The organism is Deinococcus psychrotolerans (genome assembly GCF_003860465.1).
In the GTDB taxonomy this organism is placed as follows: domain Bacteria; phylum Deinococcota; class Deinococci; order Deinococcales; family Deinococcaceae; genus Deinococcus; species Deinococcus psychrotolerans.
In genome coordinates this window covers 242,575-264,578 of sequence record NZ_CP034186.1, presented here as the reverse complement: position 1 = coordinate 264,578, position 22,004 = coordinate 242,575, and the positions used below count along the sequence as shown (strand labels likewise).

Annotated in this window: 18 protein-coding genes and 4 pseudogenes; 11 read left to right on the top strand and 11 right to left on the bottom strand. The window is 59.5% G+C overall.

All coding sequences use genetic code 11. From position 1 onward, the window contains the following. Positions 1-67: 67 nt before the first annotated feature. Positions 68-626: pseudogene (locus EHF33_RS19155) on the top strand (transposase); the annotation flags it as partial. A gap of 557 nt (positions 627-1,183) precedes the next feature. Here EHF33_RS19155 and EHF33_RS22065 read toward each other — a convergent pair. After that, positions 1,184-1,612: pseudogene (locus EHF33_RS22065) on the bottom strand (transposase); the annotation flags it as partial. A gap of 643 nt (positions 1,613-2,255) precedes the next feature. Between EHF33_RS22065 and EHF33_RS19145 the strand changes: the two are divergent. Both EHF33_RS19145 and EHF33_RS19140 read left to right on the top strand, forming a co-directional pair. Continuing rightward, on the top strand, positions 2,256-3,647 hold the full coding sequence (locus EHF33_RS19145) for a replication initiator protein A (RefSeq protein ID WP_124875210.1): 1,392 nt from the start codon (positions 2,256-2,258) through the stop codon (positions 3,645-3,647). Positions 3,648-4,197: 550 nt separating this feature from the next. Beyond that, positions 4,198-5,025: a peptidylprolyl isomerase gene (locus EHF33_RS19140; protein ID WP_124875208.1), complete on the top strand. Its 828-nt coding sequence runs from the start codon at positions 4,198-4,200 to the stop codon at positions 5,023-5,025. Positions 5,026-5,164: 139 nt separating this feature from the next. Here EHF33_RS19140 and EHF33_RS19135 read toward each other — a convergent pair whose 3' ends face one another. The 3 genes from EHF33_RS19135 to EHF33_RS19125 are packed head-to-tail and all read right to left on the bottom strand — an operon-like array spanning position 5,165 to position 9,249. Next, on the bottom strand, positions 5,165-6,169 hold the full coding sequence (locus EHF33_RS19135; protein ID WP_124875206.1) for an acetamidase/formamidase family protein: 1,005 nt from the start codon (positions 6,167-6,169) through the stop codon (positions 5,165-5,167). Further along, entirely contained in the window at positions 6,166-7,125 is a 960-nt protein-coding gene (locus tag EHF33_RS19130; RefSeq protein ID WP_164473623.1) for a MurR/RpiR family transcriptional regulator, read from the bottom strand. The genes EHF33_RS19135 and EHF33_RS19130 overlap by 4 nt, the downstream gene beginning before the upstream one ends. Before the next feature lie 15 nt (positions 7,126-7,140). Then, entirely contained in the window at positions 7,141-9,249 is a 2,109-nt protein-coding gene (locus tag EHF33_RS19125) for a prolyl oligopeptidase family serine peptidase (RefSeq protein ID WP_124875202.1), read from the bottom strand. A 144-nt stretch (positions 9,250-9,393) separates the two neighbouring features. On the opposite strand from EHF33_RS19125, the gene EHF33_RS19120 reads away from it, so the two are divergent. The 6 genes and pseudogenes from EHF33_RS19120 to EHF33_RS19095 form a co-directional block, all read left to right on the top strand. Continuing rightward, positions 9,394-10,929, top strand: coding sequence for an ABC transporter substrate-binding protein (locus tag EHF33_RS19120; RefSeq protein WP_241191423.1), 1,536 nt, complete (start codon positions 9,394-9,396; stop codon positions 10,927-10,929). A gap of 126 nt (positions 10,930-11,055) precedes the next feature. Beyond that, a complete protein-coding gene (locus EHF33_RS19115) occupies positions 11,056-11,931 on the top strand; it encodes a transposase family protein (RefSeq protein ID WP_241191422.1) in 876 nt (291 codons plus the stop codon). 27 nt (positions 11,932-11,958) lie between these two features. Then, entirely contained in the window at positions 11,959-12,375 is a 417-nt protein-coding gene (locus EHF33_RS22060) for a transposase (RefSeq protein ID WP_124875200.1), read from the top strand. A 61-nt stretch (positions 12,376-12,436) separates the two neighbouring features. Beyond that, on the top strand, positions 12,437-12,661 hold the full coding sequence (locus EHF33_RS22055; RefSeq protein ID WP_124875198.1) for a transposase: 225 nt from the start codon (positions 12,437-12,439) through the stop codon (positions 12,659-12,661). Between the two features lie 68 nt (positions 12,662-12,729). Beyond that, positions 12,730-13,668 (top strand): IS3 family transposase, encoded by a 939-nt coding sequence (locus EHF33_RS19100; RefSeq protein WP_164473622.1) that lies wholly within the window; start codon positions 12,730-12,732, stop codon positions 13,666-13,668. Between the two features lie 11 nt (positions 13,669-13,679). Further along, positions 13,680-13,814 (top strand): annotated as a pseudogene (locus EHF33_RS19095) (transposase); the annotation flags it as partial. A gap of 610 nt (positions 13,815-14,424) precedes the next feature. On the opposite strand, the gene EHF33_RS19090 reads toward EHF33_RS19095, so the two are convergent. After that, the gene (locus tag EHF33_RS19090) at positions 14,425-14,853 is read right to left on the bottom strand and encodes a MarR family winged helix-turn-helix transcriptional regulator (RefSeq protein WP_124875194.1); all 429 of its coding nucleotides are present in this window, start codon (positions 14,851-14,853) and stop codon (positions 14,425-14,427) included. Between the two features lie 84 nt (positions 14,854-14,937). Here EHF33_RS19090 and EHF33_RS21630 point away from each other — a divergent pair, with 84 nt between their 5' ends. Then, on the top strand, positions 14,938-15,918 hold the full coding sequence (locus tag EHF33_RS21630; protein ID WP_124875192.1) for a ring-cleaving dioxygenase: 981 nt from the start codon (positions 14,938-14,940) through the stop codon (positions 15,916-15,918). A 79-nt stretch (positions 15,919-15,997) separates the two neighbouring features. After that, positions 15,998-16,576 (top strand): alpha/beta hydrolase, encoded by a 579-nt coding sequence (locus EHF33_RS21625; RefSeq protein ID WP_241191421.1) that lies wholly within the window; start codon positions 15,998-16,000, stop codon positions 16,574-16,576. A gap of 62 nt (positions 16,577-16,638) precedes the next feature. On the opposite strand, the pseudogene EHF33_RS19075 reads toward EHF33_RS21625, so the two are convergent. The 6 genes and pseudogenes from EHF33_RS19075 to EHF33_RS19050 all read right to left on the bottom strand — a co-directional run. Beyond that, positions 16,639-17,012 (bottom strand): annotated as a pseudogene (locus EHF33_RS19075) (IS630-like element ISDds8 family transposase); the annotation flags it as partial. A 29-nt stretch (positions 17,013-17,041) separates the two neighbouring features. Further along, a complete protein-coding gene (locus EHF33_RS19070; protein WP_124875188.1) occupies positions 17,042-17,503 on the bottom strand; it encodes a DUF3830 family protein in 462 nt (153 codons plus the stop codon). Next, positions 17,503-18,612, bottom strand: a complete 1,110-nt coding sequence (locus tag EHF33_RS19065; RefSeq protein ID WP_124875186.1) for an NAD(P)/FAD-dependent oxidoreductase — start codon at positions 18,610-18,612, stop codon at positions 17,503-17,505. The genes EHF33_RS19070 and EHF33_RS19065 overlap by 1 nt, the downstream gene beginning before the upstream one ends. Further along, positions 18,609-19,757 carry an aminotransferase class V-fold PLP-dependent enzyme gene (locus EHF33_RS19060; RefSeq protein ID WP_124875184.1) on the bottom strand — a complete coding sequence of 383 codons (1,149 nt, stop codon included), beginning with the start codon at positions 19,755-19,757 and terminating at the stop codon, positions 18,609-18,611. The genes EHF33_RS19065 and EHF33_RS19060 overlap by 4 nt, the downstream gene beginning before the upstream one ends. Further along, positions 19,754-20,806, bottom strand: coding sequence for a M24 family metallopeptidase (locus EHF33_RS19055; protein ID WP_124875182.1), 1,053 nt, complete (start codon positions 20,804-20,806; stop codon positions 19,754-19,756). The genes EHF33_RS19060 and EHF33_RS19055 overlap by 4 nt, the downstream gene beginning before the upstream one ends. Next, positions 20,794-21,957, bottom strand: coding sequence for a M24 family metallopeptidase (locus EHF33_RS19050; RefSeq protein WP_124875180.1), 1,164 nt, complete (start codon positions 21,955-21,957; stop codon positions 20,794-20,796). Before EHF33_RS19050 ends, EHF33_RS19055 begins: the two co-directional genes overlap by 13 nt. Positions 21,958-22,004 lie beyond the last annotated feature (47 nt).

Sequence of the window (22,004 nt, the reverse complement as noted above, 5' to 3'; positions counted from 1 at the left end):
TCCTAGAGGCTGCCAAGGACCGGTTTGAAATTCTGGGAGCAGACTCGGTGCACAGCAGAATGATTAGATGACCCAGCGTGACTACCCGAGCAATGTCAACGACGACATGTATCTCTTCTTGCTTCCCTACCTCTTACTCAGTCCAAAAGACGCCAGACAGCGCAAATATGCCATCAGAGACGTCCTCAATCCCCTGCTCTGGGTCGCCCGAACAGGGGCGCAGTGCTTATCTCCCCCACGACCTTCCTCCAGCTGAGACGGTGCGCCAACAGGTGCACCGATGGTTCCAAGCGGGCTGCTTCGAGAATGCCGCACACGACTTGCGCTTGCTCTGTCGTGTAGAACAGACCAGGAATGGCGAGCCGACAGCGATCATTATCGACAGCCGCACCCTCCAGAGAGCGGACACCGTGCCGGATTCGACGGCGCAAAGAAGCGCAAAGGCACCAAGATTCATTTGGCGGTGGATACGCTGGGGCATCTCCTCGCTGTGCTGACCACACCCGCCAATGAGCAGGATCGGGCACAGGTCAAAGACCTGTGCTTGGAGGTATAGGAAGCCACGGGTGTGAAGGTCGAAGTGGCGTACGCGGATCAGGGTTATACCGGAGAGCGGACGGCTCTGGACGCTGATCGGGTTCTACTTCTTGGCCGCTTGCATTCTGTTCTCCAACAAGCTCCGTCCGTTTTTTGTATAGTGATCTTGGCAGCTTCTAGGTACGCCAATAGTTATCTTTAAGGAAACCAAGCGGAGTAGGCAAGCCGAAGAGGTGCCGTTCTACCCAAGACGCGGAATTCCGAAACGGCAATCTTGCTGTACTTAGAGTCTGTTCGGAAAGTATATTCAGGTGATGAGCGGGACCAGTTTTCGCCAGATGATGAGGCAGGCGGCCAATTCGACGAATCCCAGATACAGCGTTTGATGCTTTTCCCAGCGCGTCTGAAGCCGTCTGAACTGAGCATGCCCAACTTCCACGACCTAATGTCTAGGCGGATGGCGGTCTGGGTCTGTTGGCACAGGAAGCGGTGTTTCCTTTGACGCTTTTTTCTGAATATGCAATATGAAGCCAGCATCGCAGCACGTTGGCGTGTCATATCCACGACCAATAAGCAGACGACGCTGTTCCTCAGCCAAAAGCTGAGGAACAGCGATGATAACGGACTCCAGCACGTCCTTGAGCTTCTAACTGTCATGGCGATTGGCCCTACACAGCATGACCGCTAACGGAATACCTTTGGCATCCATCAAGAGGGTAGGTTTACAACCAGCTTTGCCATAGTCAATTGGATTGCTCCCCGTGGCTCCCTCGGCACCGGAGGCCCCTTTTCCCAACGGCGCTATTAACAATCCTCCCGTGTGCGGCTTGCCATCCCAATCGATCCCGAGTTCCTCGCCATATTCCTCGAGGATCACCGCCCACACCCGTCTGAGACAGCCACCTTCCACCCAAGCGCTAAAGCGCTCGTGAGCCGTAGAGACTGGAGAGTAGCGCCGTGGGAGTTGACTCCATTGACTGCCGGTGCGGGCCAACCAGATTAAACTGTTGAAAATAGAACGAGCGTCCCGTGAGGGACGCCCAGACTTCTTGCGCGGTTTATCGATGATCAGGAGCGGCTCAAGGCGTGTCTAGAGGGCATCTGACACTTCCCAGATGGTTTCTTGCTCATCAATCTGCGCTTGGTGAGGCTGTGTCTTCGTTATCTCCTTAGTCCACATATTTTCCGAATAGATTCTTATTTGCCCGAATGTCAAAAAGCTGATATGTCGGTGACGACTTGGATCAGGTGACCTTGGGCCGACAGACAACTATTGGCGAACCGCTCCGCTAGGCCCTCGTAATGGCCTGAGACACACCTATGGCGTTTGACCTATTTCACTGAGACACACTCGTGGGATAACGCGGATTTGCCTGAGACACACTCGTGGCGTTTAGCCCCCCCTCCCTGAGACATACCTGTAGCGTTTTGAGCAAATTCCACCAGTATGTCTCACCTCTCCCTGAGACATACTGGTGGAATTTGCTGAGACACACTCGTGGCGTTTCTCTGACCTCCCTGAGACAGAGTGGGGGTGTTTTGGCCCCTTTCACTGAGACACACTCGTAGCATTTACTGAGACATACCTGTGGAGAAAGCTGCGTTTACGCCGTCTGGGACGTTACTTTTTTTCTGGCTTTGGTGGTGTTTTTCACCAATATCTTTATACAAAAGATCTTTCAGGAGTCAGGTATCTTGTTCACCAACAAAGGAGATTTATGACCGAATACGCCGGGGCACGTTTCGACGATTTGAATTGGGGCCGTCTCAACTTGGTTTCGGCACAAGATCAGGTGTCGGGCCAGCATTCCTGGCGCGTGACTTACCAGCAGGGCGACCGAGTGGTCAAAGTGGCTTGCCGGGCTTTGCCGGAACAGGGCATCCCGCACGGCATCGACAATGACGTCAGCAGCGCCCTGATCGACCATTACATGAGTATTGGCCTGCCAGAAGACGGCGAGATGGTGCTGGCCGTTTCTGAGCTGCTGCGCCTCGCCGGATTTCACCGCAATGGCAAGTACCGCGAAATGCTTTCGGTCAGCTTAGACCGGCTGCACACCACCTCCTATGAGGTCAGCGGCGGCTGGCGTGACCATCCCAATCGCCGCTGGACCACCGCCAAATTTCACTTCATCGAGTCGCTGGAATACACCCATCAGGGAGAATCAGGGAAATTCGATGAACGCAGCATGTTGCGGCTGCGGCTGGCTGGGCCGCTGGCGCTGTCTCTCCGCAGCGGCTACACCAAACCGCTCAACATCGAGTTTATGCAGTCTTTGTCACGTCCCCGAACCCGCATTATTTTCCGATTGCTCGACGCTATGCGCTACAACCCTGAAGATCCGGACGAGATTATCGACCGCTACGAGGTGGGTCTGATCGAGTGGGCCGACCAGTGCAAGTTGCCTAACACCCGCCCAGATGTGGTGCGCCGCGCTCTGGAAGGGCCGCATGAGGAGTTGCTCCGCCGGGGCTACCTGCGCCAAGTCCTCCTCGACGGGCGGGGGCGCAAACAGCGTCTGCACTACGAGTTTGCTCCCGAATTTACGCCCATCAACCCGACGCTCCTGCAGCGGCTGCGAGCCCACGGGGTAGCGGACGGCGTGTCGCGGCAACTGGTGAGGCTCTACACCGTTTCGGTGCTGATGGCGCGGGTGTCTTTGTTTGAGCGCTTGATAGCCTCGGAGGCGCTCAAAATCAAGAAGACGCCCGCACACGCGCTCGTTCACCTCATCAAGCACCCCGACCAGTATCCGGATGCCGGACAGGGCCAAGTGGTGCGCAGCGTGATCCCACGTGAACGCCGCGTCGCCCCGGCGCAGGATGAGCCGCCTGCACCCGATTTGAGTAGTGAAGTCAGAAGCCGCTCGCCGGAAGAAGCGGCGACTTTTACTGTCAAGCGGCTTGCGCTGCTGTACGGCCGCAAATTCAGCGCCCTCGAACTCGATCAGTTGCGTCACTTGATCCTCGCGGGCCAACTCGACGCCGCGCCGCTGCTTGAGCAGGCCCACTCCCGGCTGGCGGCGCTGGACGCTCAGGGCTTTGTCAGTGACCTCAAAACCTATCTGCTTCAAAGTGGAGACGAGCGGGGACAGGCGCTGCGGCCCTGAGACACACTCGTGGAATTTGTCTGGGTGGTAAGCGTGTCTGAAGGGATTTGGTGGCTGCACTGAAATGGAAGACCAAGCACCAAACCACGCCTGTAGGTGGTTCTCCGCTGCTCTTCACGGCTACTGCCAGCTTGAAAATGCCAGTGTGGTGGTGTGGCACTCGCAGAGTGGGTTCTAGATTCTCCACTTGGACGGTGGACAAGCTGGAGAGCCGGAGCCGGAGCGACTTGCCGCTCTTGGGGGCACTCACGCCCTTAAGGATGGCGAGATGGAGCCAAACCCGACAGATTCAATCTGTATTCGTTTACGGCCCCAGTGGTGGTCAGCACAGGCATAGTCGGGGTGGTGGTCTGGGCCAACTCAGTTCTCCGCACCAAAGGTGAGCGGGTTGCTGCTCTTGGTGGATATGGGTCATCAAAACTCTCTGAATCCATTTTTTGGTCTGCTGAAGCGTCCGGCACACCCGCACCTACCGGGCCTGCCCGTTAGCAATCCCAGACTTTTCTAAGAAGTCTGTTGACGTTTCTCACCTAAAGCTTAATACTGAGCTATGAAGAAATCTGCATTGTGGCTCAGCTTGTCCTTGCTCGCTTCGTGTGCTCCAATGCAATCTGTGCAGACTCAAGCCCAGTGGGTTCCACTCGATCCGCAAAATCTGTTGGTCATTGACACCACCAAAGGGCGCATGATTGTCGAGATGCGCCCTGATTTAGCGCCCAATGCCGTCCAGCGCATCAAGCTGCTCGCCCGCGAAGGGGTGTACAACGGCTTGCAGTTTCACCGTGTGATCGATCTCTTCGTCGTACAGACAGGCAATCCCAACAACAAAGACGGGGGAACTTCGACCTATCCGAATCTTGAAGCCGAGTTTTCGGTGAGATTGCCAGACAAAACGCCCTGGCGACAGGTCACACAGACCAGCGACGGCAATGCAGGTTTTCTGGGCACCATGCCTATCCTAACCGTTTCGGCCAAGGAAACCCAGCGGCGCAACGTCCCTAACTTCCAAGCCTGGGGCGCTTATTGCCCGGGAGTGGCTGGGATGGGCCGGGGGGAGGACGTGAACAGCGCCAACAGCGAAATTTTCTTCATGCGCGGGGCGTCTTCATTCCGGTTGGGCCTGCAGTATACCGCCTGGGGCAATGCCGTGATAGGACGCGAAGTTATCACTACGGTGGCGGCTGGCGAACCCCCAGCGAATCCTGATGTGATGCAGCGTGTTCAGGTGGCCGCCGACCTGCCCGAAGGCCAGCGCCCCAACGTCGAAATGATGGATACGCAGAGCCCCGCCTTCGCGCAACTTATCGCCAAGGTGAAGCGTGAGAAGGGAGCGGATTTCAGTATCTGCGACGTTCAAGTCCCCACGCGACTGAAATGACATGACTGAGTAAGCGGAGTGATGTGGAGGGAACGGGTCAGTTCCCCAACATCCCCCTCTTTTTCAACACTCCGCCTGCTACGAATTACTTTCTGGGAAATTGGCTGTCTCATTTCCCAGAAATGCACTTTTATTGTTTTTAGCGCCCAAAGATACGCTCAGGGAAGAGGGCGCTCACCGTGAAATGAGGTGCGTCAACGATTTGACTGATCCTCAGGTCGGCACAGGCGCTGCACAGCACGTAGGCCTGCACATAAGTCAGGCTGTACTCGCGCTGCAGGTGCACCACCAATTCTCGCAGCGCCGTGCGGGCCGCCTCGCGTAGATCGGGAGCGTGCCCGGTGGTCATGTAGGCTCCGGCGCTCCATAAGTCTGTCGGCTCCGGCCCCGTGCGCAGGTGAGGCGTGCGGATGGGCCTGTCTTTGAGCACCTGTACACGCAGGGTGACGCGGGCGTCGGTCTCGATGCCGGTGCTCGACACCTCGCCGTCGCCCTGGGCCGCGTGCACGTCCCCAAGGCTCAGCAGCGCTCCCTCCACTTCGACGGGCAAATACAGCGTGCTGCCCACGGTGAGCTGCCGGATATCCATATTGCCGCCCACCTGGCGCGGCGGCGCGGTGCGGTGCAGTCCAGCTTCCGCTGGAGCCACGCCGACAATGCCGGGAAAGGGAGCCAGAGGAATCCGGGCCAGGCCCAGAAAGTCGGCGGAGTGTCCGTCGCTCAGATCCCAGAACTGGGTGTGCGCCTCCGGCACCTCGTCGTCGAGCAGCCCGATTCCCCCTGGACGGCAGGCGTTCCAGCCCCAGGCCGCCACCTCAATACCCAGAAGTTCGATCTGTACAGTATCTCCGGGCAGCGCACCTTCAATGAACACTGGGCCGGTGAGGGGGTGTCCGCGCACACCGGCGGTGGCCGGCTGTTCAGGATAAACGCTTTGCAGGACGGTTTCGCGCAGCGCCTCGGGACAGTCTAGGGAACCGGCGGCGACCTGACGCGCCACTGCGCCGTAGGAAGCGTCGAGCGTCTGAAAAGTGATCGTGTCACCCGGAGCCACCCGCAGCGCTGGGGCGAGGTCACGTGACCAGACCGTGTGAAAAGAGTCGGTGCCGAGGAGGTGTTTACGGCTAGGAACAGACGGGCTCATGAGTTCTCCTCCAGCGGTGAGGCCGCCGTGGACGCAAATTGGGGCAAGGGCATCGTTTCGGGAAGAACCTGCGGCAACTCCCGTACCAGCAGTTGTTCAAAGGTGGCGAGCTGGGCGGTGGTGCGCTCGGGCTGGGCCTGCGCTACGGCGTCCACCAGCAGGGTGCCCAGCACCAGCATGGCGGCGGGAACTGAGGTGGTGGGACTGCGCGAAACCGGCACAACCAGCAGTTCGCTGGCGAAGGGGATGAGTGGGTTGGCCGGCTGCTCGGCGACCAGCACCACCGGCACCTGGCAGCGCCTTAGGAGAATCAGGTAGCGCTCCAGATCAACGGTGATGCGCGGTACTGTAAAAACCAACGCCCAAACGTCTGGGCCAGCGTTCAGCGTTTCTATGGCCTGCCCGATATCCAGGGTCGTGACCGAGCGCACGCCGGGGCGCAGGCGGGAGAGGTAGAGGGCCGTGTGGGACGCGATACAGGCCGAAGCGCCCATGCCGACCACAATCACCTCGCGTGCGCCCACAAGCTTTTGCACCACGCGCTGAAAGGTTTGACCCTCCACCAGTGCGGCGAGTTGCAAGATATGCTGCGCTTCCTGATGAAGGAGGGACGTCGGATCGGGATGGAAGCGTGACTGTTCGAAGCGGTCGGGTGGCGCGGCTTCTCCCAGTTCACTGAGCACCACCCGGCTAACCGTCTCAGAAAATTCCAGATAGCTGCGAAAGCCGAGTGACAGCACCAGCCGGGTCACGGTTGCCTGACTGGTCTGCGCCGCCTCCGCGAGCGCCGTGGTCGTCATGAACGGCACCTGCGAAAGGGCGTTCATCACAAAATGCGCCGCCCGCTGCTGGGCCGGTGGCAACTGCGCCAAGGTGTCCTGAATGTGCCCAATCACGTCTTGGCGGGTCGAGAGTGCTCTGGTTGCGGTCTGCTCAGTCTTTTGTGCCGTCTGCATCTTCATTCTTCTTTATCACGCCCGTGGAGCGTCTGTCCCTTTAAGCTCAACTTCCAGGAAGGTGAACAGATCGGCAGCTTCCTCGATCAGCAGGGCGGTCGGTTTACCGGCACCGTGTCCGGCCCGGGTCTGAATCCGGATCAGGGTAGGAGCCTCGGACGCTTGGCAGCGCTGCAACTCGGCTGCAAACTTGTAGGAATGTGCCGGCACCACGCGGTCGTCGTGGTCGCCAGTGGTGATCAGCGTGGCGGGATAGCGCGTTCCTTCCCGCAAATTGTGCAGCGGCGAGTAGGCCCGCAGAACATCAAACATCTGGGGATCGTCGCTGCGTCCGTAATCGCTAGCCCAGCTCCACCCGACCGTGAAGAGGTGATAGCGCAGCATATCCATCACGCCGACTTGCGGCACCGCTGCCGCGAAGAGTTCGGGACGCTGCGTCATCGCCGCGCCGACGAGCAGGCCGCCGTTGCTGACTCCCTGAATGCCCAGGTGCGCGGCGCTGGTGACGCCTGTGGAGATCAGGTGCTTTGCCACGGCTATAAAATCATCGAACACGTTTTGCTTGCTTTCCAGCATGCCGCCCTGGTGCCACGCGGTGCCGTACTCGCCGCCGCCCCGCAGGTTGGCGACGGCGAACACCCCGCCGCGCTCGAGCCACGCGAGCATCCCCGGATTAAAGCTCGGGAGCACACTGACGCCGAAGCCCCCGTAGCCGTACAGCAAAGTTGGGTTGGTGCCGTCCCGGGTCAGGGTACGGGCCGCGATCAGGAAATACGGTACGCGGGTGCCGTCGCTGCTCTGAATGAAGGTCTGGGTCACCTCGTAGGCCCCTGTGTCTTGGGAGGCCCCGGTATCTTGAGCAGATAACGTGTCCCCCAGAACTTCAGGAGTGGTATTCGGCAGCTGTAGGCGGTAGGGCGTCAGGGGTGCCAGAAACGAATCGAAGCCGAAAAAGACCTCGGAATCACCCGACTGGGTGTGTAGGTCTTGCAGGGTGCCCAGGCCAGGCAGCGCAATCTCACCGCGCCGCTCACCTGAGCGTGAATACAGGTGAAGGCGGTGGCTGGCGTCATGCAGCGTGACGGCAAGGAGGCCGTCCTTGACCAGCGACACGGAATCGAGCTGATGAGCGCCCTGCGCCAGAACGTCGCGCCGCTCGCCGGTCGAGATGTTCCAGCGCAGCACCCGGTTGAGCGGCGCGTCCTCATCGGTCAGCAGCAGCAGTTCGTCGCCTTCACTGCCGATGAGATGGTATCCGGCACGGAATTCACCGACGAGCTCCATGAAGGGCTGAGCGCTGCCCAGCTCCTGCACCCACAGTTGGTTCTTGCGGCTGGTGCCCAGCCAGACCTCGACGACCAGAAAGCGGCCATCGTCGGTGATGTCTATTTGCCGGAAACCCCAGTCCGGTTGATCGGAACGGCTGAGCACCACCTGGTCGTCGGCTTGGACCGTGCCGAGACGGTGAAACATCAGTCGCTGGTCGCGGTTGGTGCCGGTCAGCGCTTCACCGGGCTGCGGCGCGTCATAGGCGGCGTAGTAAAAACCGCTGCCATCCGGATGCCACGTCGCGTCACTGAATTTACTCCACTCGATCAGATCGGGGCCGTTTTCACCGGTTGCCACGTCGCGGACTTGCCAGGTCAGCCAGTCGCTGCCGCCACTCTGGGTGCTGTAAGCCAGCCAGCGTCCATCGCGGCTGACCGAGGCCGCTGTCAGCGAAACCGTGCCGTCCTCGCTCAGCAAATTGGGGTCGAGCAGCCCTCGCCAAGGGCCGTGCGGGCCAGCGGCGACTTCCAGGCGCGGCTGATTCAGGAGTCCCGGATTGAACGTGCGGAAATAGGAAGCGCCCCGGTGCCAGGGCACTCCACTCTTGGGAAAGTTCCACAGTTCAGTCAGGCGTGCGCGGTAAATATCCCAGAGGGGCTGGGCGCTTAGGTAGGCCGCCGCGTGCTCATTTTGGGCCTTGACCCATTTCCGTGTCTCAGGCGACTCGGCGTCTTCGAGCCAGCGGTAGGGGTCAGGAAGGGCGGCCTCCTGTCCGCCCAAGCGTTGGTAAAGCTCCACATGGTCGCCGCGCCGGGTTTCAGGAAAGCGCCGATTGCCGTCTGTTGGAGTAGTCATCTCCAGCACTGTAACAAAAAACGCGGCCTGCATGAATGAGATCAACCCAGACATTGGCGCTTGACATAGTTTCATTCAAGGACCACACTGAGCAGTACTTACAGCTTCATTCATTGCTATCTGGCTTTTGCCAAGGAGTGCGTCATGTCTCATTTGTCTCAGCGTTCGTTATCGGTTCTTCTCCTCACGGCCTTCATGGCAGCCAGCACGAACGGCGCTGCCCAGTCTCAAGGTGCGCCTGTGCGCGGCGGCACACTCACGGTCGCGCAGCAGGCCGATATCGTGGGGCTGGATCCGGCAACCCTTTCGGCAGCTTCGTCGTCGGTTGTGGTGGATCAGATCTACGATTCGCTGACGACGATCACCCCGGACGGTCAGCCTGCGCCCGCAATCGCCCAGAGCTGGAAAATCAGCGCCGATGGCAAGACTTACACCTTTACCCTGCGCCCTGGCGTCAAGTTCTCGGATGGCCGCGCCCTGACCAGCCGGGACGTGGTGTACTCGATCAAGCGTGTCCTTGATCCCAAACTGGCTTCTCCTCGGCGCGGCGACCTGCTGAATATCACCAGCATCGAAGCGCCCAGCCCCAATCAGGTGGTGATCAAGCTCAAGGCTTCTTTTGCGCCGTTCTTGATCAAGATGGCCGACCAGACCATGGGCGTCATGCCGAGCGGCTACGCCGAGGGCAAGGATCTCAACAAAGTGCCGCTCGGCTCCGGCCCATTCAAGTTCGTGCGCTGGGTGCCCGGCGACTCGGTCACGCTGGAACGCAACCCCTACTACTGGGAAAAGAATCAGCCTTACGTCGATCAGTTGGTCTTCAAGGCCGTCAAAGACGACGTCAGCCGGATCATCAATCTCCAAAGCGGGCTGACCGATATCGCCATGAGCGTGCCATTTAACCAGATCGACAGCCTCAAGACCAATTCCAGCGTCAAGCTGGTCGGCGGCTCCAGCAGCAACTACGATGAGATGAGCCTCAACAACAAGGTAAAACCGTTCAGCGATGTGCGGGTGCGTCAGGCGATCTCCTACGCCATCGACCGCGACTCGATCGTCAAGACGGCGCTGTTCGGCCACGGCACGCCGCTCAATTGCGGTTCGGTGCCCTCTTTCAGCTGGGCCCATGCCACTTGCAAAGTGCAGGTCACCAATCTGGACAAGGCCAAACAGTTGATGATCGCGGCTGGCTACAAAGACGGATTCTCGATGACCATCAAGGTCGGGGCCGATTACAAATCGCAGGTGAACATTGCCCAAGCGATTCAGGCCCAACTTCAACCGCTGAACATCAAAGTGCAGGTTGTACCGATGGAGTGGGGGCTGTTCCTCAACGACTTCATCAATAAAAACTTCGATGCGGTCTTGCTCGGCTGGGTGGGCAGCACCGATCCTGACGACTTCTTCTACAATCAGTTTCATACCGGCGAAAAATTCAATGTGCAGAGCTTTTCCAACAAGCAGGTCGACACGCTCCTCGAAGCAGGTCGGCGCACCACAGATCAGGCCAAGCGCAAGGTTATTTATCAGCAAGTTCAGCAGCTGATCTCCGAGCAGGTCGGGTACGTCTTTATCGACGCCAATCAGCAGTATGAGCTGGTGCGCCCTGCTGTTCAGGGGTATGAACATTATGCCAACGGCTCGCTGGAAAGCTTGAAAGACGTGTGGATTAAGAAATAATTTGCTTTTTAAATGCCTTTGAGGGCCGCCGAGTTCTGTGTGCAGTAGTGATGCTCTTGGGATTCCTTCTATTGAATGTAAAACCTTACTAGACCTCTTGCGAAAGTCGCAGGCTAAGCTTAGAGGGTGGAGCAAGAACGCCTGACACGCACGCTGAAGATGAACCGCAAGCAGTCCCGTCGACGCACTGGGGTACATCCTGAGACCTTCGCTGAGATGGAGGCTGTCCTGATTGAACGAGAAGAACGGAAGAAGAAATCTGGCCGCCCAGCGGCACTCAGCTTGGCTGAGCAGCTCCTGATGACCCTGAAATTTTGGCGTGAATATCGTACGTTCGCGCACTTGGGCAATGACTGGGGTGTCCATGAGGCCACCGTGCACCGCACGGTGGAACGTGTCGAGGCAGCGCTGATTGCCAGTCCGCAAGTCCAGATGCCCAAAAAGCGCGTGTTTCAAGAAGCGCAGATCGTCTACAGCATTGTCGCAGTCGGTGCCTCCGAAGTACCGTGTGAACGACCTAAAAAAGTGTGCAGGCCCGATAGGTTGCCGTTCTGCACAAGACAGCAGCGGCGCTGGTACAGTGGCAAGAAAAAGCAGCACACACTGAAGTTCCAACTGCTCATCTGTACCGTGACGCAGCGGATCCTCGGCACAGCGACAAGCGCTGGAGCGGTTCATGAGCTGAAGCTATTCCGGCAGTCCGGCGTGCGCTTCCCCCACGACACGGCCGTGATCGGGGATGCCGGTTATCAAGGCCTGTGGCTTCGCCACAGGCGCGCCATCACCACTCAAAAGGCAACGCGGGCGTCGCCTCTCTGTACTCAACAGCGTCAGGAGAATCGGGAACTGGCCTATACCCGCCAAGGGATGGAGCACGTGATTCGTCGCATGGAAGTCTTTCGCGTGCTCAAGGGCGTGTATCGCCATCGACGTCGTCGTTTCGCTCTCCGAGTTCAGCTGATCGCAGCCCTCTGCAACCTTACGCGAGCCTGCCAATCATGACTTTCGCAAGAGGTCTACTGATCACCGTTGACTAAATGGGAATTGGCGCTCCGCAAACTTGATTGTGTCCGCGAATATGTCACCTTTGGCGTGGTGTTGGCTGCTGCGGGATACGGCGTCAATGCTCGATTTCGTCAGGCACTCAGTGCGCGGGTACTATTTTGGTCAGGCGGCATCACGCGAACGCAAACGGTATATCCAGCTGAAGTGCGTCTGAGTCCAATTCTTAGGCACTTCAGAGGTCGAAGGCCGAAATACCCGACCACGTCACGACCGTTTGGCGGTCGTGCAAGCGCTGAGCGAAGTCGTCTGGCACAACGCAACGTGGATCTAGCGTCACGGCACCAAGGGGCGCTTTCAGGTCGCTTCGCCGCCGTTTACGTTCGGCTAGCAGATGGAAAAGAGAACTCCCAATGTCAACATCTTCCAAGACAAGCGGCTTAGGTGTGATGTGAGTAGGGTTTAGTGGGGGGTAAGTTCAGTGTGATCGACACTGGAGGACAGAATGTCCGTATCCAAGCAGAAGTTCACCGCTGAGTTCAAATACGAAGCTGTCCGCTTGGTTCGCACGACCGGTAAGAGTTGCGCTCAGATCGCCCGTGATCTCGGCGTTCCTCCTCACTACGTCGTGCGTTGGAAGCAACAGCAAGACCATCAAACGGCCGCTGGCCGCCCTGTATTCACTGGGCGGGGGGATCCCCGCCCTCTCACCACAGGAGGCTCGTCTTAAAGAACTCGAACGGGAGCTGGAAATTGCACGACAGGAACGGGATATCCTGAAAAAAGCACTGGTCTATCTTGGGCAGAACAGACGCCCTTGAGGACGCTTGCCCGCTTTTTCGCCAAGCAACCCTGATTTTTCGCTTCATCGCCCGGCATCACGATGAATTCCCAGTGGAACGCGTGTGCCGAGTTCTCGATGTCAGCATCAGTGGGTATTACGCTTTGCGGGGAAGGCCAGACAGCGAGAGAATCGCAAAAGACCGAAGTTTGACGGCCAGAATCAGGAAAAGCTTCGAGGACAGCCGCGGGACGTACGGTGCGTTGCGCATCAAAGCAGACCTCTGTGAGCAGGGAGAGCAGGTGAGCCGTGAGCGCATCGGACGCCTGATACGACAAGCTCAGCTTGTCGCGCGAGGGAAGCAAAAGTTCCGGACGACGACCAAAGCAAAATCATCCCATCCAGTCGCAGAAAATCTTCTTGCCAGGAATTTTGACGCCGATGATCCGAATCAGAAATGGGCGACGGACATCACGTATTTACCCACCCGGGAGGGTTGGCTGTACCTGGCCACGGTCATGAACCTGTACTCACGGAAAATCGTCGGCTGGGCGCTGAATGAGCGACTCCACACGCCGCTGGTTACAGCGGCGTTGGGAATGGCCGTAGAGCGTCGACAGCCACCAGGAGGGCTGCTCCACCATTCAGATAGGGGGAGCCAATACACGAGTGAGGTGTACAAGGAGGCGCTGGACAGACTGCACGCGGTGCAGAGCATGAGCGAGAAAGGAGAATGCTGGGATAGCGCCGTTCAGGAGAGCTTCTTCGCGACGTTGAAGACGGAACTGGAACTTGGAAAGGCGCAGTGGGCCGTGCCCAGACACGAACGGAGGTCTTCGAGTGGATTGAGGTGTTCTACAACCGCCAGCGTCGTCACTCCGCGTTGGGCTACCGGTCCCCGGCGGCCTTTGAGGAGCAAGCCCCCATCCCGAACTGAGCCTCCACCAAACCCTTGACAGATCAGGTCTACTTGCCGCCCTACTCGCCAGAACTCAATCCAATTGAGAAAGTCTGGGCCTACATCAAGCGCAATATCTTGGGAAATTTCTGCGCCAAGACAACCAAAGAACTCAAAACCCGGCTTCGATCAGGGTGGCAGTGAATCCGCTACATCCGGTTCCCACAACACCTCATGGCGCAAACCCCAATTTAAGCCGCTATCAATAGATTGAAATCGGGACTGTACAGTGAGATGACGTGACCCCCGAATCTTGGTTCAGAAAAGTTGCGAATTCAGTGGCAATCTGGAGGAACGATGAAAGGGAAACGGTACACCGAATCGTCGTGGACGGACGCGCCTAGGCACGCCAATTCTCACAGCAAATGCTGGACGTTCTGATTCAGTGAAGCAGGTCAACCAATTGGCGAGGTTGCAAGAACAGCGGGCGTCGGAGTGACGAAGATTCACCAATGGAAGGCATATTACGGCGGGATAACCAAGGACGAAACTAAACGGCCCTCGTTTGTTGGAGCAAGAAAATCGCCGACTCAAAAGGCTGGTGGCGGATCTGTCGCTCGATAATTTGATCCTCAAAGAGGTGGTTGCAAGAAAGCGGTGAATCACGAAGTTACAGTGCAGTTCCAGACGCTGATCAAGCGTCAAGTGGTGGCATCTCTAAAGACGCGGAAGTGAGGATGGATGGACTTGACGCGCGTGGTTCTGAGGGACAGTGAACGAGCATAAGTACGTATTCGGTAGTCAAGTCTCATTCTTATCTCAGGCGGCTCAGCAGTCCCCGCAGTACACCAAGCTCTTCCTGGTTCAAGTCAGAAAACTGAGCCTCATGCAGCTCGATGACCGTGGGCAGGGCGCGTTCCACCAGCGTCCGGCCAGCGTCGGTCAGCGTTAGCTGCTTGCACTTTCCAGCAGTGCGCCTCTCAATCAGACCACGCACGCTCAGGCGTTTGGCGTGGTAGGACATATTGGCCTCAGTGAACAGCAGTCGCTGGGCCACCTCCTGTTGCGTCGCGCCGTCAAACCGGCGCAGAACGGCCAGCAGGTCAAACTCGGTCATGGTCAGTTCCAGCGGAGCCAGCGCGGTTTCCACCTCACGAATCTTGTTCTGCGTAGTAAAGACCAAGCGCCGCCACAGCCGGATGGCGGGCTGCTGCAGCGCGTTGTTCAAAGCTTCCTCGGTCATCGCTGCCACTCTAAAGGCTCCAGAAAAAGTTTAATTTGAATCATAAGTCACTATACAGTTAAATATTAAAGTCAAAATGGATGTATGAATCCCATTCAAGGACTCCACCACCTCACTGTAATGGCGAGCGATCCCCAGAAGAATGTCGACTTCTTTACCCAGGTGCTCGGCCAACGCCTGGTCAAGGTCACCGTCAATTTTGATGACCCCGGCACCTATCACCTGTACTACGGCGATGAAACCGGCGCGCCCGGCACCATCATGACCTACTTTCCCTGGGCCAATGCGGTCAGGGGACGGCGCGGCAACGGCGAGATCGTGGCCGCTGCCTACGCTGCCCCCGTCGCCTCCCAGGACTACTGGAAGGCCCGCCTGAACAGCTTTGAGATTACCTTTACCGAAGAGGTGCGCTTTGGCAGCCCCGCCGTCCGATTCGAAGACCCCGATGGCCTGTGGATCGAGCTGGTCTTTGAGGACGGCGCGGACGTGCCCCGCTTCTGGCCGAACAGCCCGGTGCCCCGCGAACACGCCCTGCGCGGTTTTCACAGTGTCACCGGCTGGGTGGGACAGACCGCGCGTACCGAGGCGCTGCTGACCGGGCCGCTGGGGTTTAGCAAAGTTGGTAGTGAGCCGGACGCCGAGGGCCTGCGAACCCGCTTCAGGGGCCAGTCAGAGGGTGTGGGACTGTACGTGGATCTGGTCGAGCGCCCTGGCAAACCGCACGGGCAATTCAGCGCGGGCAGCGTTCACCACGTCGCGCTGCGCACCGTGGACGACACTGAGCAACTGGAATACCAGAAACTGCTCAGCGAACACGGGTACGATGTGACTCCGGTGCAGGATCGACAGTATTTCCACTCCATTTACTTCCGGGAACACTCCGGCATCCTGTTCGAAATCGCCACCGACGCCCCCGGCTTCCCTGACGACGAGCGTGTGGACGAACTGGGCAAACACCTGAAGTTGCCCGCGTGGTACGAGAGCAAGCGCGCGTCCATTGAGGCGCGGGTCAGGCCCATCGTGAACCACGAGTACGGCGTAACCATCGGCGGGCAGAATGCCTGAGCGTTCCCAGATCAGCGGCCTCCACCAGGGCCAGCCGGTAAGGTCCACGGGCCCCGCCCTGACAGAAGCGCGCGCTGCTGTGATCCTGATTCACGGACGCGGAGGCAGCGCCGAGGACATGCTGGGCCTCTCGCAGCAGTTTGGCGTGCCCACCCTGGCGTACCTCGCCCCGCAGGCTCAGGGCCACACTTGGTACCCGCAGAGCTTTCTGGCCCCGCTGGAGCGCAACGAACCCGGCCTGTCGTCGGGCTTGCAGGCCATTGACGACGTGGTGAATACGCTGGGCGGGCAGGGCATCGCACCTGCGAACATCGTCATCGGCGGCTTCTCGCAGGGCGCGTGCCTAGCGCTGGAATACGTGGCCCGTCACGCCCGGCGCTACGGCGGCGTTTTCGCCTTCTCGGGCGGCCTGATCGGCCCGGACGGCACTCCTCGCGACGCCATCGGCCACTTGGACGGCACACCCGTCTTTATCGGGTGCAGCGATGTGGACGGTCATATTCCGCTACGGCGCGTGGAGGAAAGCGCCGGGGTGCTCGCTGAACACGGCGCGACGGTGGACAAGCGCATCTACCCGCGAATGGGCCACACCATCAATGAGGACGAACTTGAGGCCGTGCGGCAGATGTTGCAGACGCTCCTAGCGAACAGCGTCTAAATTGGGCAAGTTTCAAAGTCCTAGGCTTGCAGCGGGTAATGGAAGATGAGGACTCTGTCACCGTGCCAGACATGTCGGTGAGCCTGCTCGCCAGAAACGCGGTCAACAGCCTTAAAACTGGTCTTCAACTCTGTAGCGGTCGCATGTTCGTCTGTTCTTGCAAGGTCGCATCTCGGTGGGTTTCAAGCTGTGCAAGAAGCTGTTGCTCGTGGAGGGCAGTCACCGTACGGTGACTGCCTGTCGGTTTGGCGATCACATACAAGGTATTTTGGCGATGGCATTCCAGATAAGTTTTAACGGTAGCGACATGAACAGAGAGATGCCGCGCTGCTTCGTCAGGTGAAGCGCCACCCAATACCAGCGCGACAAGCCGAGTTCGCAATTCCGAGCTGTACCCATGTAACCCTGCTGTATTCGTATAGCCATTACGACAAATGCTCTAATGCAACACAACTGCCCAGCACTTCAAATTGATCTGAACGAGAGTTCAACGTCTTGGGCACCGCTTTCAATGAGTGAGCGACCAATTTGTTTCATAAGCGGAAAATGCTCAGCGGCGATGTGAGCAAAGGCGTTGCCGGGGAGCCAGCCGCTGGGAAAAAACGTTCGTCCGTATGGGCCGTAAAAGATACCCAGATCCAGAATTGGCTCCGAACTGCCGGGCCAGACCCGCGCTGGCAGGCTGGTAAACAGAACCTGTCCCTCTACAGGCATAATGACGGCGGCTTCCTGCGGCACCTGAAGCAGTTGCGGATACTGAGCGGCGGGCAGTTGCATCGACATTTCCGGCCCGGTGAACATGGCGTGACGGGTGCGGATGGTCACCGGCGTTCTCAGCGCCTCACTGAACGCCGCGCACGTTTCTGGTGCGAGTTGTGGGTCAAGCTGGGCGTGGAGTTCACCGGCCTTGAAAGCAAAGACCAGCATCAGATCACCGCCGTTTCAACGTGAATCTGGCCCTTGAAGCGGTCCAGACGGTAGTCGGTAAAATCGTACTGTGGGCGCTGTTCGAGCACCAGATCAGTGACCATCCGGGCGTTGGCGGGGGCCATCATAAAGCCGTTGCCATTGAAGCCCACGCTGAGAATCAAGCCCGGATGACTCACCGGAACGTCCACGATGGCCTGAAAATCTGGTGTGGAGCTGTAAAACCCGTGAACGACATGGGTGGTTTGCAGTTGCTCCAAGCCGTTCAGGACCCGTGCGCCGTGCTCAAAAGTCGCGGCCTTGAAGGTTTCATCGTCTGGTGGAAGTTCTCCCAGACGGCTCATGTAAAACGCCTCGCCAAGCTGCTTCCCGGCCCACTGGTGATCGGATGAAGCCAGAAAGGGATGGCAGTAGCCTTCGGGAGCGCCGCTCAGGTAGTGTAGCCGCCTCTCTTCCGGATGCAGTGGCAGCTCAAGGCCCACGCTGTCGGCCAGAGCCCGCGCTCCCTGCCCGGCAGCCAGCACCGTGGTATCGGCGTAGATCGGCCCGTGATCAGTCTGAACGCCGGTAATTCGCCCATCGTCACTGAGAAGTGCGCTGGCCTGCCCCTGAACCAGCGCCGCGCCGTGTTGCTGGGCCGCCTCAACGATTGCCTGCGTCAAGCGCACCGGGTTGTTGACGAAACCGTCGTCGGGGCCGTAGCTGGAAGACAGCAGCCCGTCGGTATTCAAGCTGGGACACAACTGCAAAAGGGTTTCCACATCCGCGAATTGAGCATTGACGCCCAGACGCTGCTGCCGTTCCACCAGTTGCCGCGTGTAGTCCTGACCAGCAGCGCTGTAGCTCAGAAAAATGTAGCCGCAGCGCTCAAAATGCAGTGCCGCATCCAACTCGGCAATTCGGTTGAAAAAGGGCAGGCTGTCGCGCACCAGCAAAATGTTAAGGTCGCTGCCCCATTGCTGCCGGACGCCGCCGGGACACCAGCGGGTGATTCCAGCAGCGGGCGACGCCGCTTCCAGCAAGGTCACGCGCTGCCCGGCCCGCGCGAGTTCGTAGGCGATGCAGGCTCCGATAATTCCTGCGCCAATCACCAAAACGTGCTGCTTCATGCTTGCTCCTGAGTGATTCGTTGTTGAAATTGATCTGGATGACTCAAAATCCACGCCGCGAGACGTTGAGCCTCGTCCTCGGTGTTGTAGGCGTGAAAACTGACGCGCACCACCGGGCCACGGGCGCTGACCAGAAAGCCGCTTTGCTGCATGGCCGCCGCCGTGTGCTGGGCGTCCGGCGCGGCCACGGCGATCATGGCGGCGTAGCGGCCCTGCTCAGCAGGCGTGACCACCTGATAGCCCGCCTCGCCGCAAGTCTGCCGAACGATGTCCACACAGCGCCGAACCTGCTCAAGCCGCACGCCAGCAGGCACCTGCTCAAGCAACCGCAGCGCGGCCCGGCAGGCATACGCGCCCGTGACATTCGGCGTACCAGTCTCGAAACGCCGGGCGTCGCGGCTCAGTTCACGGTGCAGCAAGTCCATGCCGTGCGGGTCTGCCGCCGCCATCCAGCCGGGCGCTTGAGCCTCTCCGGTTTCTGGCGCGGCGTAGAGAAAGGCAAAGCCCTCGGTGCCCAGCAGGTACTTATGGGTGCCGCTCAGGTAGTAACTCACGCCCAGCGCCTTCACGTCAGTGGGCACGATGCCAAGCGCTTGATAGCCGTCCAGTACCACCTCGCAGCCGTGTGCACGGGCCGCCGCAACGTAATCAGGCACCGCCAGCACCTCGCCAGTCTGAAAGCTCACCTGTGCCAGCACCAGCAGGGCCGCGCCCCTGAGCGCTGCGTTCGTGCGTTCCAGCGGCGTGTCGCCGGGAAAATCAGCCGCGAAACGCACTTCATACCCGCCGCGTCTCAGGGCGTCAGCCAGATAAAAAGCGCTGGGAAAATTGTGTTCCTCGATCACCACCGCTCCCGCTGAGGGTGGCCGTGCCAGAACCGCCATCCCCAGCGCGTGACTGGCACTGTCGGTGAGGGCCAGTTCTTCGGCCCCGGCTCCGATCAGGGCCGCCAGAGCGGCGCGGGCCTCTTCCCAGACACTCATCCACTGGTTCCAGGGAGAGCCGTAGTCGCGCCAGGAGTGCAAATAATCGCTCAGTGCGGCCTCAACATCTGTGCTGAGAGCGCCGCGCGAGCAGTTGTTGGCGTGAACATACTGCTCCAGATTGGGAAAGTGGGCACGAAATTCAGGCAAACTCAGGGTCATTCGGCACGCTCCTCGCTCCGCCACTCCGAGATCAGGCGGCCTCCTGTTTCGGTGACGACGATCATTTTTTCCAGCCGCACGCCACCAAACCCAGGCAGATAAACGCCCGGTTCAATCGCCAGCACCTGCCCGACCTGAAGCTTTTCCTGGCCGTGCTCGCGCAAAATAGGAAACTGGTGGGTCTGGTAGCCGAGCGCGTGCCCGATGCCGCGCAGGGTGTGCTGATCCAGTCCTGCCGCCCGAATGGGAGCGCGGGCCGCCTCGTCAACCTCGCTGGCCGTCACCCCAGGACGGACGGCCTGTAGAGCCGCCTCCAGCGCCTGCTGGGTGAGGTCGATCAACTGCTGCGCCCGCTCACTTTGCCCGAACAGCCGCGTCACGGTGAGATCCGCGTGCAAGCCGTCAATCACTGCTCCAGCGTCAATCGTGACCAGCTCATTCTGACCCAGGGCGGTCATGCCGGGATGGGCGTGTGGCAGGGCGGTTCTTGATCCGAAAGCGATGATCGGCTCAAAGGACGGCCCTTCACTTTCCTGGTAGATATGGCTCAGGAGAAGCTGCTGGAGTTGCCGCTCGGTCACGCCGGGACGCAGCGCCGCAAAGGCCACCTCGATGGCCTGCCGGGTGACCGCTTCCGCTTGTTGCAGCGCTTCAATCTCAGCGCTGCTGAGCAGGCTGGTCAGTTCGTTGATGAGTGCGTCGGCAGGCACGAAGGTCAGGTCGCCGTGCGGGTTCAGGGTCTGCATGTCCGCCAGACTCAGGGCGGGCGCGTAGACGCCGATACGAACCGCGTCAGGCCCGAACAGCTCGCGCAGCGCCCGAGCATACTCATGAATCCCGACATACGGTTTGATCTCGACCTTGCCCGGTTTGACGGCCTGCTGGTAACGCGGGTCGAGCAGCAGCACGCGGCGCTCCGGCGTGACGACGAGCGCTCCTGCCGAAACCTGAGCGCCGCAAAACGCCCGCAACTGATACGGCGCAGTCAGCAGCAGGGCATCAAGCGCGGCTGGCTTCAGCGCCGCTTGCAACTGGGCTAGACGATCCACAAATCGTCCTGTCTGCGGCTGAGCCAGCGTGCTCCATCAGCCGTCACCACCACGTTTTCTTCTACGATCATGCTGGGAAGCGGCGACTGGACCACGGTGGGTTCCAGGGTGTAGACCTCACCGACCTGTGGCTGACCCTGCGAAGCGGGCAGGTAGCGCTCCCAGTCGGGGCCGAGCAGTGTGCCGCCGTCGTGGACGTGGCGTCCGATCTGGTGCCCGGTGGCGTGGCTGAGTTCCGGCTGACCACCACGCCGGAGCGCGGCCCGTGCCGCAGCGTCGACCTCCATGCCCGTCGCGCCCGGTTTCAAGGCCGCAAACGCCGCGTCAATGGCGTCGTGAATGGCCTGGAAGGTGGCCAGAATTTCCGGCGGCGTGTCCTCACCCGGTACCCGGACATAGCAGGTGCGGGCGATATCGGAAAAGTAGCCGCCCACCGCCAGTCCGGTATCCAGAATCAGCAGATCGCCGGGGCGCAAAGCCTCGTCGCTGGGGCCACGGTGCGCCAGCCCGACCCGGTTGATGCAGACCAGCGGCCCGCCGTGATCGCCCAGATACGGCGTAGCGCCGAGTCCAGCGGCCATCGCGTTCATGCGGGCCTGAATCTCGCGCTCGGTCTGGCCGACTTGCAGGGTGGGCCGTAAGCGGTCATACATGAGGATGGTCTTGTCGATGGCACTCTGGATTCGGCGCAACTCCTCATCCGTTTTGACGCCGCGCACCGTGGAAAGCCGCGCCTGACTGCTTTCCAGACGAACGTGCGGCAGCACACGCCGGATCAATTTCTCGGTGCTGAGGTACTGGCCATAACTCAGTCCATCGGCGTGAATATCATGTTCGCTGAAATTGAGCAGGATGGTGTCCGGCGCGAGTTCGGCGAGCCAGTGGCAGAATTCGTCGGCAAAACTGGTTGTGTAGGCGCGGATCTCGTCAAACTGGCCCTGCTGCTCCAGGTGGCCCCGGTCGTAGTTGGCGCACAGAGCCAGCGCTCCTTTGCCCGGCGCGAGCATCAGCGCTGCTTTCCCGCTCAGCGCCGTATCAAAGACCAGCCCGACATTCGGATCACTGCCTTCCTGCGTGATGAAGAGCCACAGTTCTTTCTCCTGAAGCGTGCTGAGGGCTTGAGTAATTTTTTGCTGAGCAAGGCTTTTCATACCGCTCACCTCCAGAAATAGGGCGCGACTCTTAGCGAGGCCATTGT

Bases quoted from the DNA above. Each gene is read 5' to 3' on its own strand.
- EHF33_RS19145 (WP_124875210.1), top strand. From the start codon at position 2,256: ATGACCGAATACGCCGGGGCACGTTTCGACGATTTGAATTGGGGCCGT.
- EHF33_RS19140 (WP_124875208.1), top strand. From the start codon at position 4,198: ATGAAGAAATCTGCATTGTGGCTCAGCTTGTCCTTGCTCGCTTCGTGT.
- EHF33_RS19135 (WP_124875206.1), bottom strand. From the start codon at position 6,169: ATGAGCCCGTCTGTTCCTAGCCGTAAACACCTCCTCGGCACCGACTCT.
- EHF33_RS19130 (WP_164473623.1), bottom strand. From the start codon at position 7,125: ATGCAGACGGCACAAAAGACTGAGCAGACCGCAACCAGAGCACTCTCG.
- EHF33_RS19125 (WP_124875202.1), bottom strand. From the start codon at position 9,249: ATGACTACTCCAACAGACGGCAATCGGCGCTTTCCTGAAACCCGGCGC.
- EHF33_RS19120 (WP_241191423.1), top strand. From the start codon at position 9,394: ATGTCTCATTTGTCTCAGCGTTCGTTATCGGTTCTTCTCCTCACGGCC.
- EHF33_RS22055 (WP_124875198.1), top strand. From the start codon at position 12,437: ATGTCCGTATCCAAGCAGAAGTTCACCGCTGAGTTCAAATACGAAGCT.
- EHF33_RS19090 (WP_124875194.1), bottom strand. From the start codon at position 14,853: ATGACCGAGGAAGCTTTGAACAACGCGCTGCAGCAGCCCGCCATCCGG.
- EHF33_RS21630 (WP_124875192.1), top strand. From the start codon at position 14,938: ATGAATCCCATTCAAGGACTCCACCACCTCACTGTAATGGCGAGCGAT.
- EHF33_RS19070 (WP_124875188.1), bottom strand. From the start codon at position 17,503: ATGCTGGTCTTTGCTTTCAAGGCCGGTGAACTCCACGCCCAGCTTGAC.
- EHF33_RS19065 (WP_124875186.1), bottom strand. From the start codon at position 18,612: ATGAAGCAGCACGTTTTGGTGATTGGCGCAGGAATTATCGGAGCCTGC.
- EHF33_RS19060 (WP_124875184.1), bottom strand. From the start codon at position 19,757: ATGACCCTGAGTTTGCCTGAATTTCGTGCCCACTTTCCCAATCTGGAG.
- EHF33_RS19050 (WP_124875180.1), bottom strand. From the start codon at position 21,957: ATGAAAAGCCTTGCTCAGCAAAAAATTACTCAAGCCCTCAGCACGCTT.